At 42.0% G+C, this 13,650-nt stretch carries 4 protein-coding genes; 1 reads left to right on the plus strand and 3 read right to left on the minus strand.

Features of this window, described 5'->3' with window-relative positions; all coding sequences use genetic code 11:
- Positions 1 to 217: 217 nt before the first annotated feature.
- A complete protein-coding gene (locus TOL5_RS17120) occupies positions 218 to 8,428 on the minus strand; it encodes a YadA-like family protein (protein WP_221260523.1) in 8,211 nt (2,736 codons plus the stop codon).
- Between the two features lie 560 nt (positions 8,429 to 8,988).
- Here TOL5_RS17120 and metH point away from each other — a divergent pair.
- Positions 8,989 to 12,678 carry a methionine synthase gene (gene metH / locus TOL5_RS17125; RefSeq protein ID WP_151780611.1) on the plus strand — a complete coding sequence of 1,230 codons (3,690 nt, stop codon included), beginning with the start codon at positions 8,989 to 8,991 and terminating at the stop codon, positions 12,676 to 12,678.
- 137 nt (positions 12,679 to 12,815) lie between these two features.
- Here metH and TOL5_RS17130 read toward each other — a convergent pair whose 3' ends face one another.
- Together TOL5_RS17130 and TOL5_RS17135 are read right to left on the minus strand one after the other, a co-directional pair.
- Complete coding sequence (locus TOL5_RS17130) at positions 12,816 to 13,187, minus strand: endonuclease domain-containing protein (protein WP_151780610.1); 372 nt, start codon at positions 13,185 to 13,187, stop codon at positions 12,816 to 12,818.
- Between the two features lie 88 nt (positions 13,188 to 13,275).
- Positions 13,276 to 13,569, minus strand: a complete 294-nt coding sequence (locus tag TOL5_RS17135; protein ID WP_042090153.1) for a cold-shock protein — start codon at positions 13,567 to 13,569, stop codon at positions 13,276 to 13,278.
- Positions 13,570 to 13,650: the final 81 nt, after the last annotated feature.

The following is a 13,650-nucleotide window of genomic DNA, read 5'->3' on the forward strand; positions in this document are numbered from 1 at the left end:
TGTGACAATTTGATGAAAAAACAAACACTATTTTTGAATAAGCTTTCCTTAAATTTCGACAATACAATTTAGCGCTATAAAAAATACAAACTTGCAAATTTAAAGCCAACTTTCGCTTAGACTCAAAAAATATAACTATAAAAAACTCAGTCCCCGAAAGGACTAAGTTTTAAGAGAGTCACATGAAAAATGCTGAAATCAAAACTTCTTGTTTAGATTATTTCCATTGATAACCTACCGATACAGCACCGCCAATATTGCTACGGCTGTCTGCAGAAGCACCCATTTTCCAGATGATTTTATTGCTGTCGCTAATCGCACTAATACCTACTGCGACGGCTGTTTCACCGCGATAACCTGAAAGACCTGCACTCATCATGCTCATACCCGCTTCAGTCGGTTGCGGTAAATTACCCACAGCCATTGCACCTGCAATCCCTGCATAGGTATCGTTGCGTAAATCATCTACATTTTTGTTGGTGTTGTAGAACGCTTGTTCAAGGTTGCTGACACGTGTATCGACGGCACCCAATGCATCCCCTACATTATTATAGCTTCCACCTGCTACATTATAAGTTGGCGCTTTGATTGAACCATCTTGGTTCAATGTTGAGCCACCGCCGAGGTACTGTGCAACATTGCTATTGGTTTGATGCAACTGTGAACCATTGACTGCATCCGTAGAGTCTTTGCTAATCGTACCATTCGCTAAACCACTGACTTTATTACTGGTCCCATCAATGGTCACTTTACCGACATTGACCTGATTTGCCATGACTTGATTGGCAATCACATGGTCTGCTTTTACCTGATTGGCTGTGACTTGATTTGCAGTCACCGAGTTCAAGTTAATGTCATCTGCCAAAGCCACTTGATAATTATTTGATCCATCTGCATTGGTACTACTGTTCACAACAGTATTTTTACCCGCAGAGACACTGGTCTTAGAACCTGCAACCTGTCCTTGCAATGAAGCAATGGCATCATGCACATTGTCTTTACCTGTGTTGCCAATATTACTGGTGCTGACAGTACCATCTGCATTAACTTTTGCATTGCCACCCAAAACATTGGCAACACTTTTAGCAGTCCCATGGAGTTGGCTACCATTGACAGCTTCATTGGATGTTGCACTCACTTCACCATCAGCCAAACCACTGATCTTATTGCTTTGTGCATCAGCTTTGATGTTACCTACGGTGACTGAATCAAAGCTCACATCATCTTTGGTTGCGACTTGGTAATCAGTTGAACCATCTGCATTGGTGGTTTTAGTGATGGTGGTATTTTTGCCTTCAGTTACAGTACTTTTTGCGCCACCCACTTGACCTTGTAATGATGAAATTGCCTGATTGGTCGCATAGAGTTGTGAACCATTGACTGCATCGGTACTGGTTGCACTGAGTTGCCCCGCTGCAACATTGATGATTTGACGTTCACCGCCGACTTTACCGACACTGACCACACCATTACTAGCAGAGCCTACACCGGCAAAGGCATAGTCCTGACCAAGAATGGTCACTTTAGATTCGGAAGTAGCCGCACGATCTGCGGATTCATTTCCGATTACCACACTATTGGCTTGAGTGGTGGTGATCGAACTACCTAATGCAACCGTTTTATCTTGTGCAACATTGTTGTTATAACCAATCACTACAGCATTTTCACCTGCTGCTTTACTCCCTACACCGACTGCCAGTGCATTTTTACCAGTTGCACCGTCATTGTTGTAGTTATCTGCTTGCACACCATCATCATTGACGCTGACATAATGGGTTTTACTGTCTGCGATGGCTTTATTAGTCGCATAAAGTTGTGAACCATTTATCGCATCTGTGCTGGTCGCACTGACTTCACCCGCAGTCAAACCTGTAATTTTACCTGTAGCGCTGTCGGTGATCACCGTACCCACTGTAGTCTTGTTAAAACTCACTTCTTTCGCAGTTGCAACGTTGTAAATACTTTGACCATTTTTACCTTGGGTTTCGGTCACAACAATGTTGTCACCTTCTACAACTTCGGTTTTTGCTGCCGCTGCTGATTTTCCAACTTCGGTAATCGCTTGATTGGTTGCATAAAGTTGTGAACCATTCACTGCATCGGTACTGTCACTGCTGACTTTTCCTGCCGCCACATTGATGATTTGACGTTCAGCGCCTGCTTTACCGACACTGACCACACCATTACTAGCTGATCCTACACCCGCAAAGGCATAATCTTGACCATTTATGCTGACTTTTGACTCAGAAGTCGCTGCTCGATCTGTAGATTCATTGCCTAATACAACACTATTGGCTTGAGTCGTAGTGATCGAACTACCTAAAGCAACCGTTTTATCTTGTGCAACATTGTTGTTATAACCAATCACTACAGCATTTTCACCTGCTGCTTTACTCCCTACACCGACTGCCAGTGCATTTTTACCAGTTGCACCGTCATTGTTGTAGTTATCTGCTTGTACACCATCATCATTGACGCTGACATAATGGGTTTTACTGTCTGCGATGGCTTTATTAGTCGCATAAAGTTGTGAACCATTTATCGCATCTGTACTGGTCGCACTGACTTCACCCGCAGTCAAACCTGTAATTTTACCTGTAGCGCTGTCGGTGATCACCGTACCCACTGTAGTCTTGTTAAAACTCACTTCTTTCGCAGTTGCAACGTTGTAAACACTTTGACCATTTTTACCTTGGGTTTCGGTCACAACAATGTTGTCACCTTCTAGAACTTCAGTTTTTGCTGCCGCTGCCGATTTTCCAACTTCGGTAATCGCTTGATTGGTTGCATAAAGTTGTGAACCATTCACTGCATCGGTACTGTCACTGCTGACTTTTCCTGCCGCCACATTGATGAGCTGACGTTCAGCGCCTGCTTTACCGATACTGACCACACCATTACTAGCAGAGCCTACGCCTGCAAAAACATAATCTTGACCAAGAATGGTCACTTTTGACTCAGAAGTCGCTGCTCGATCTGTAGATTCATTGCCTAATACAACACTATTGGCTTGAGTCGTTGTAACATTGTTACCAAGAACTTGGGTATTGTCTTGAGCAACGATATTTTTATTTCCAATTGCTGTTGAATTTTTGGCGTTATTGAGCTGATTTTCATTCCCTAAAACATTGTTGTTATCACCACCAGTGATAGTATTACTAAATCCAGCCGCTAAAGATTTTGTGCTATCCGTAATTTTATTAAAGGCACCAATTGCTGAGCTATATTCACTGGCACTTGAGATTTCATTAACAACACCGACACCCAAGGCACGACGAGCTAAAATCTTATTATTTGCACCTAAAGCCGTGGCACGCTCCCCACCAGCTATATTCCAAAGACCAATTGCCGATGACCACTGACCATCTGTTTGGTTTTCTGCACCAACCGTAATAGAACGATAACCGAATGCACGGTTATAACTACCCACCGCAACACCTGAGAAATCTTTTACAGTGTTGTTTGAACCCAAAGCCACGGCTTCATTGCCTGTTACATTGTTATTGCTACCAATGACTGTACTTGCACCTGCAGTATTACTTAAAACATTATTATTCCCAATGGCAATACTATTTGCTGCATCAGTAGACACATTACCAATCGCAATTGCATTTTCACCCGTTGCTTTAGCACCCACGCCCAACGCTAAAGAATTTTTTCCTTGCGCCCCATCATTATTGTAGTTTCCGCCTTGTGTTCCATCGTCATTGACGCTGAGGTAATGGGTAGTTGCTGCTGCCTGAGCTGCTTTGAGTTGTGAAAGGTTTACCGCATCTGTGTCTTGACTTGCTGCAGCAACGTTAGTAATACGACGCTCACGACCAATCGTACCTACAGATACTTCACCACCAGCAGCATTCGCTCCAGCAATCGTTGTGCCTACTGGTATATAGGCAGTCTCATTGCCAACATTACGAATCGCTTGACTCCCCGATCCCAATGCGACACTTCCACTGACTGCTGCCTTAGCACCACTCCCTAAGCTAGTAGCATCGTTTACATTGTCAAGATCTTGCCCTGCTTGTAAGCCTAGCGCAACATTTCGGCTACCATTCACCCGACTTCCAGCTTCACCTCCAATGGCAATGTTTGAATCACCATTAACTTTATTTCCAGCAACAAAACCTATAGCAGTATTCGCATTACCTGTTACATAGGCACCTGAGCCATAAGCGAGAGTTGCGTTGTAATTACCTGAAACTTGATAGCCTGATCCGCCTCCAACTGCACTATTGTTACTTCCCTTAATTTGGTTTCCTGAACCACGACCATAAGCAACATTATCATTTCCTAAAACTGTACTACCTGAATCAAGTCCAGTTGCAGTATTTAAGTCTCCGGTTACATTTACACCAGCAGTTCTACCCAATGCAGTATTATGGCTTCCCACCACGCTACCACCTGCCGATGCTCCTACAGCAAGATTGGTTTCACCAATAACGCTGTTTCCTGCACTTCCACCTAATCCAATGTTTCCATTACCTGTTACATCATGACCTGAGTAGTCACCTAAAGCGGTATTTCTTTGACCTTTTGTGTTATAGCCACTATTAGAACCCACTGCGGTATTCCAACGACCATCATTATTCTGCCCAGCATTCATACCGATGAGTACATTGGCATCACCATCATTGATATTACCAACACCAGCATTTAGACCGATGACAACTGCTCTTCCAGCCGCAGCTTGAGCACCTGATCCAATTGCAATACTATCATTACCACCTGCTGCAACTGTAGCGCCTACGCCGATTGCTAATCCTTTATAGCTCTCACTCTGAGCGCCAGTCCCAATGGCTATTGCATCGTCAGCACTGGCTTTAGAAGTCGATCCTATACTCAGTGTACGATTTGCTTGAATATCATTACCGGCACGAAAGCCTAGCGCAATATTTTCAACACCATTGGCTCTGCTACCTGCCGCTGTCCCTAAGCCTAGATTTCTTTCACCACGTACATCATTCCCTGCTTCACCACCAATCGCAACATTATCACTTCCATTGACACGCATACCCGCTTCAGTACCAATGGCTACAAGATCTACCCCAGAACTCAGTGCGCCTGTACCAAAGTTTCTGCCAGCGACGGAACCATCACCAGCATTACCTATAGCTATACTATTACCAGTATTAGCACTACCCGTTCTTTCCCCTAAAGCTACACTAGCAGTACCTGTAGTTGCACCCAAACCAATCGCTGAAGAAAAAGTACCTTGAGCCTTAGCACCTACTCCAACAGCCACTGCATATGAACCTACTGCACCATCATTATTATAGTTAGTGTCTGGAACACCACCGTCACTAACACTGACATAATGGGTTTGACTATCAGCAATGGCTTTATTGGTAGCAAACAATTGTGAACCATTGACAGCATCTGTACTGGTTGCACTCACTTCACCTGCAGCTACATTGATGACTTGACGTTCACCACCTGCTTTACCGACACTCACGATACCATTTGCCGCAGAGCCAGCACCTGCAACAGTATAATCTTCGCCATTGATTGTGACTTTATCTACTGTGGTTGCGGCACGATCTGAGGACTCATTTCCTAAAATAATACTGTTGTCTTGAGTTGTGGTGATACTATTACCTAAAACAAAAGTATTGTTGTTTTTTACGGTATTACTAACACCCACAACAGCAGAAGATCTACCACTAACATTATTTGCCTGTCCAAGAACATAGGCAACACTACCGTTATTGACTTGGTTATATCGACCTAAAATCCCAGATGAATCACTTCCAACAGTATTATCAGTACCTAGTACGGTACTTCCATTGCCTAAAACCTGATTTCCGAGTCCAACCGCTGTAGTATTAATATTTGCCACATTATTACCAGTACCAAGCGCAAGCGTGCTAGCGCCTGAAACTTGGTTACCAAATCCTAAAGCTGCTGCACCACCACTGGTTAATATATTGTTGTTTCCAATGGCAAGGCTTGTACCACTTGAGGTTAATATCTGATTTTCATTCCCTAAAATGCTACTATTTTGTTGCTCAGAACGGTTATTTCTACCAATAATATGTGCGTTGTTAGCTAAAGCAACGTTATTGGTACCTATAGCAGTTGAACCACCATTAGACGCGATAGTACTACTACCAATCGCAACACTGCCATAATTTGAAGTCGCATTCGTTCCTATAGAAACGCTATTCTCATTTTCAGCTTTTGAACCAATCCCGATAGCAATCGAGTTTTTGCCCGTCGCACCATCATTATTATAATTTCCACTTTGCACACCACCGTCATTGACACTGAGGTAATGGGTAGTCGCTGCTGCTTGAGCAGCTTTAAGTTGTGAAAGGTTTACCGCATCTGTGTCTTGACTTGCTGCGGCAACGTTAGTAATTCGGCGCTCACGACCAATCGCACCTACAGAGACTTCACCACCGACAGCATTCGCTCCGACAATCGCTGTACCTACTGGTATATAGGCAGTCTCATTACCAACATTACGAATCGCTTGACTACCCGATCCCAATGCGACACTTCCAGTGACTGCTGCCTGAGCGCCAGTTCCTATAGCAATTGTATCATCTGCACTGGCTTTAGAAGTCGATCCTATACTCAGTGTACGATTTGCGGTAATGTTGTTGCCTGCATTTGAACCCAGTACAATATTTTCATCACCTACAACATTACTGCCAGAATATTCCCCACCAAATGCAGTATTTCTGGAACCAATGACGTTGTTACCCATTTCCCCGCCCAACGCAAGGTTATTGTTACCTTTTACACCAATACCACTTTCGGTACCAATTGCGATATGGTCGTAACCTTCACTGGAAGTACCTGTTCCTACACTACTCCCTCCTACAGAACCATTACCACTACTCCCAATAGCGATACTACCTTCTGCCTTTAAACTACCAACATTACTACCAATAGATACGCTTTTAAGACCACTTTGTGCACCAGCTCCTACCGAAACAGCATTTTCCTGAATAGCCTGAGCATTGGCACCAACAGCAATTGAATTTAAACCAATTGCCCCATCATTATTATAGTTACTACTTTGTACGCCCCCATCATTGACACTGACATAATGGGTTTCAGTTGCTGCTTGAACTGCTTTTAACTGAGCAACATTGACTGCATCTGTATCTACTGTGCCAGCAGCGACATTGGTGATTTGGCGATAGATTTTTTTGTCAGTATCTCCTATCGATACAGCACTCATTATCCCTGAGAGTGAAGCAATATGAGAACCTGTAACGGCTATACTTTTACTACTTGGATCATAACCTAAAGTGCCCGCATTTCTATTTGCAACAGATAATGTTCCTAGAGCGACGCCATCATTATAAGCAACAGCTTCCAACCCTACAGCAGTACCATTTCTGCCTATTACTTTTGCTGAACCGCCTAATGCAGTACCGCTCGTTGTAGAGGAAGCAAAACTTCCAATCACGGTACTACCACCTTCTACGCCCGCACTTGCTCCCGTACCAATGACAGTCGCTATTGCTCCTTTATTGGTTGCACCAGAACCAATCACGATAGAAGCTTGCGCACTTTCATCATTTCTTGCTCCATTTAAAGCAGGCGCATAGTCACTTTTTTCAATAGCACCACCAATGACAATAGAAGCACCTGCATCCTTGCCACCACTAAAAGCGCCATCACCAATTGCGATCGCCCCTTTCATTGTCGCTGTGCTACTACTACCAATCGCAACACTAAAATCATTTGAAGCTGTAGAACCCTCACCAATTGCAACGGATGAGATACCTGTTGCACCACTTCTTGCACCCAATGCTGTAGAACCTTGAGCAGATGCTTTTGCTCTTGAACCCATCGCAGTGGCATAAGCTTTCCCAATCGTATCTGGATCTGTACCTGCTGATGGTTGACTAAACGAGTCTGTACCAGCAAGCGCACTATAGCCATAAGCTGTACTTTCCAACCCAACAGCTAAAGAGCCATTGCCCATTGCTGTGGCTAACTTATTGGCATAGGTGCCCTGCCCTAAAGCGGTACCATCTGTATAAGCAATCGAATTTCCACCCAATGCCATACTGTTAAATGCAGTTGCTATAGCGTCATGACCCAAAGCCATACTTTGATAACCTGCTTGCGCATTATTGCCTATTGCCACACCTTGCAAACCAGTCACATCAGCATTGTTTCCAATCGCTACACCTGAAGCACCGATGCTACTTGAGTCTGGACCAATGACAACTGATCCACTCGCAATAGCACCATCATTATTATAATTACCGCTTTGCGTACCACCATCATTGACACTGACATAATTATCAGCGGCTAATGTCATACCTGAGATAGTAGAAGCAACAATCACCGCACTTGCAACAATTGCTTTCCCAGTAGAGCGTTTACCACGAGCTTTAGAAGTTTCAGAAATTGCACACCATGTGCCTAATGATTCGTTCCAAACGACTTTATATGTTTTATTCATTGATAATTACCGTAAGTTTTTAGAATAGTTCTGAGACATAGTTAGCATTATTTATTCGCATTGCAATATTTTTTATAACGTATGCAAAAAAATCAGTCACACCTGAAAATGATTGATTTTTTGGAATGAATATTTGACTTTTTGGTACACTTTTTAAAGTAAAAAACCGACTTTTGTTTGATCAGCTATAATTTTCCATTTTCCAAAGCTTGTTTGATAATCATCAACTTCTTATTATTTTGGTTTGAAAATTATCGTCATTTATCATCCATAATATTTTAGATATAACACATTTATTATTTTGTGATTCATTAAGCAGGTTTATAGTTTTTGCCACGAAAATAAATTTTAAACAAATCACATTTATATCAAAACAATGTGATTAAAATCATTATTTTGCTTTATATTTACTTTCTAAATTGATCTTTGTTTTTTGGTTGAAAATTAATCAAATTCATTCATTTTTCAAATCATCCATATCGACAAAGATGAATACCTTGCCGCGCTACATTCTGATAACATAGCGCTATTTTTAAAATCCGATTTTATTGAGAGTTTGAATGTCTACGCTTACCACGTTAAAAGAGCTTCTTGCCCAACGTATTCTCATAATTGATGGCGCGATGGGAACCATGATCCAACGCCATAAACTGGAAGAAGCAGATTATCGTGGTGAGCGTTTTGCGGATTGGGCATCTGATCTCAAGGGCAATAACGACCTTTTGGTGCTGACACAGCCTGACATTATCCAAGGGATTCATGAAGCATACTTGGATGCTGGTGCAGACATTATTGAAACCAATAGCTTTAATGGTACACGTGTATCCATGTCTGACTATCATATGGAAGACTTGGTTCCTGAGATCAACCGTGAAGCAGCCCGAATTGCTAAAGAAGCATGTTTGAAATACTCGACACCTGATAAACCACGGTTTGTGGCAGGTGTATTGGGTCCTACATCTCGTACCTGCTCAATCTCACCGAATGTGAATGATCCTGCATTTCGTAACATTACCTTTGATGAGCTTAAAGACAATTATATCGAAGCTACACATGCGCTTATTGAGGGCGGTGCTGATATTATTTTGATCGAAACTGTATTTGATACCTTGAACTGTAAGGCTGCAATTTTTGCAGTGAAAGAGGTATTTAAACAACTTGGTCATGAACTGCCATTGATGATTTCAGGAACCATCACTGATGCTTCAGGTCGTACGCTTACAGGACAAACAGCAGAAGCTTTTTGGAATTCTGTGCGCCACGGCGACCTATTATCAATTGGCTTTAACTGTGCTTTGGGTGCAGATGCCATGCGTCCGCATGTTAAAACTGTTTCAGATGTTGCAGATGTTTTTGTCTCAGCGCATCCCAATGCAGGTTTACCCAATGCTTTCGGTGGTTATGATGAAACGCCAGAACAAACTGCTGCATTTTTAAAAGAGTTTGCTGAAAGTGGTTTGATTAATATTACTGGCGGCTGTTGTGGTACCACACCAGATCATATTCGTGCGATTTATCATGCCGTAAAAGACATCAAACCTCGTCAAGTTCCGGAAACCAAACCTGCTTGTCGTTTAAGTGGTTTAGAGCCATTTAACATTTACGATGACTCATTATTTGTCAATGTCGGTGAACGTACCAACGTCACAGGTTCTAAAAAATTCTTACGTTTAATTCGTGAAGAAAACTTTGCAGAGGCACTCGATGTTGCTTTACAGCAAGTGGTTGCAGGCGCTCAAATCATTGACATTAATATGGATGAAGGAATGTTGGATTCGGAAAATGCAATGGTGCATTTTTTAAATCTGGTTGCATCCGAGCCTGAAATATCCAAAGTTCCAATCATGATTGACTCATCAAAATGGGAAATCATTGAAGCAGGATTAAAATGTGTTCAAGGTAAGCCTGTTGTAAACTCGATTTCTTTAAAAGAAGGTTATGACGAGTTTGTGCATAAAGCACGCCTATGCCGTCAATATGGTGCTGCGATTATTGTCATGGCATTTGACGAAACAGGTCAGGCAGATACAGCTGCACGTAAGCGTGAAATCTGTAAACGTTCTTATGATGTATTGGTCAATGAAGTCGGCTTTCCTGCTGAAGACATTATTTTTGACCCGAATGTATTTGCTGTTGCAACAGGGATTGAAGAACACAATAACTATGCTGTGGACTTTATTGAAGCCACCGGTTGGATTAAACAAAACTTGCCTCATGCCATGATTTCTGGCGGTGTTTCAAACGTTTCATTCTCGTTCCGTGGCAATGAACCTGTGCGTGAAGCCATTCACTCTGTATTCTTATATCATGCTATTCAACAAGGCATGACCATGGGAATCGTAAATGCCGGTCAAATGGCAATTTATGATGATATTCCTAAAGAATTAAAAGATGCGGTTGAAGATGTGATTCTCAACCAAAATCAGGGAGCAAGTGGTCAAGATGCAACTGAGAAACTGCTCGAAGTTGCAGAACAATACCGTGGTCAAAGTGCTGCTCAAAAACAAGTTGAAAATCTTGAGTGGCGTAATGAAACTGTTGAAAAGCGCCTTGAATATGCCCTTGTTAAAGGTATCACCACTTTTATTGATGAAGATACCGAAGAAGCTCGTTTAAAATCAAAACGCCCATTGGACGTGATCGAAGGTCCATTGATGGACGGTATGAACGTTGTTGGAGATTTATTTGGTTCAGGTAAGATGTTCTTACCGCAAGTTGTAAAATCTGCACGTGTCATGAAACAAGCTGTGGCATGGCTAAACCCGTACATTGAAGCTGAAAAAACAGGAAGCCAATCTAAAGGTAAAGTGTTGATGGCGACAGTTAAAGGTGATGTTCATGATATTGGTAAAAATATTGTGGGCGTGGTGCTTGGCTGTAATGGTTATGACATTGTTGACCTTGGTGTCATGGTTCCTTGCGAAAAAATTCTACAAACCGCAATTGATGAAAAAGTTGATATTATCGGCTTATCTGGCTTAATTACCCCTTCTTTAGATGAAATGGTATTTGTCGCTAAAGAAATGCAACGTAAGGGATTTAAGATTCCATTGCTGATTGGTGGTGCAACAACATCGAAAGCACATACTGCGGTAAAAATTGATCCACAATATTCAAATGATGCAGTGATTTATGTTGCCGATGCCTCTCGTGCAGTTGGTGTTGCGACAACATTATTATCCAAAGAAATGAAGCCTGCATTTGTCGCAGAACATCGTGCTGAATATGAAAAAGTACGTGAGCGTATTGCCAACAAACAGCCCAAAGCTGCCAAGTTGTCTTATGCTGAATCAATAGAGAATGGGTTAAAAATTGATTTTGCGACTCATCCACCAGTAAAACCAAACTTTATCGGTCTACAAACCATCACCAACTACCCGCTTGAAAAATTAGTCGATTACTTTGACTGGACGCCGTTCTTTATTTCATGGAGCTTGGCAGGCAAATTTCCGAAAATTTTACAAGATGAAGTGGTCGGTGAAGCTGCGACTGATTTGTATAATCAAGCCCAAGCGATGCTCAAAGACATTATTGAAAATAAACGCTTTGATGCTCGTGCTGTATTTGGAATTTATCCTGCCAATCGTTCATCAGCGGACTCAGTTGAAGTCTATGATGAGTCTGGTGCAAATGTCACCCATACTTTCCATCATATCCGTCAACAGTCTGACAAAGTGACCGGGAAACCTAATTTATCGTTGGCAGATTTTGTGGCGACTCAAGCACAAGGTGAGGATTACTTGGGTGGCTTCACGGTTTCAATTTTTGGTGCGGAAGAAATGGCACATGAGTACAAAGCCAAAGGTGATGATTACTCTGCTATTCTTGCTCAGTCCTTAGGTGACCGTTTTGCGGAAGCATTTGCTGAACATTTGCATGAACGTATTCGTAAAGAGTTCTGGGGCTACCAGGCAGATGAGCAACTGTCGAATGAAGAATTAATCAAAGAAAAGTATGTTGGTATTCGTCCTGCACCGGGCTACCCTGCTTGTCCTGAGCATTCTGAAAAAGCATCTTTGTTTGATTGGTTAGGTACGACTGATAAGATTGGTACCCAATTGACCAGCAGTTTTGCAATGTGGCCACCATCAAGCGTGAGTGGTTTCTATTATGCGAATCCTCAATCTGAATACTTTAATGTCGGTAAGATTGCATTAGATCAGCTTGAGGATTATGCAAAGCGTAAGAACTGGACTTTGGATGAAGCGAAACGTTGGTTAGCTCCGAATTTGGATGATTCAGTTTCTTAGGTTTATTTAAATCTCCCCTAACCCCTCTTTGAAAAAGAGGGGGATGTCATGTGATTTAATGAATTACGTGATAGCCCCTCCCTTTTTTAAAGGGAGGTTGGGAGGGATTAAATCCAATCGGTGCGAAGTCCTCCTTTTCAAAAGGGGGATTCCAATTGTAAAGAAATCATATCAAGAACAACCTGAACCACTGCATCAATCTCCCCCATCACATGCCTATTATCAAATCTCAGCACTTTCAATCCCAACTGTTCCAATGCGTGATCACGAATCCGATCAGCCTCTAGCCCCTCATCTGTATAGTGCTGACTACCATCACACTCAATCACCAAATTTGCAGAAGGACAGTAAAAATCCACGATAAAGTTTAAAATCGGTTTCTGCCGATAAAACTGTACACCTAAAATTTGCTTGTTACGGATTTTTGACCACAAAAACTTTTCAGCATCAGTCATATTGTTTCGGAGATCACGGGAAGCTTGCTTCAAATTTTTATTATAAGGTTTCATTGTTCTAATTCATTTGATTAAACTATCCTCCCTCAATCTAAAAAGATTTCAACTAAAAGGGAGGAGTTGAGTCACTAAAAATCAGCGATTACTTTCTAAAATTAGACAACAAAGTATTGGTAATCGACTTATTGTTCTCAACAACTCTCGTCTTTTTAGCCTTGGCGGACTGGTCTTCTACCCGTTCGATTTTAGCGGCTTTCAACTTACCGTTATTTTCAACTACGATAAATTTAACTCGCTCGTTACGCTTTGGTTCTCCCTCAGCAAGCGGAAAATCAGAAATATGGAAGAAAATATCCTGCTCAAGCCCACCAATAAATCCAAAGCCTCTTTCAGCATCGTATTGTTTAATTTTTCCTTGTTGGAATTCAGGCTTCATACATATTCCTCATCGCAGTACACAATCTGTGTATTATACCCTGATCTTGATCAATAGATAAAATACAGGCTATCTATCGAC

Source organism: Acinetobacter sp. Tol 5 (assembly GCF_019702905.1).
GTDB classification, from domain to species: Bacteria; Pseudomonadota; Gammaproteobacteria; order Pseudomonadales; family Moraxellaceae; genus Acinetobacter; species Acinetobacter bereziniae.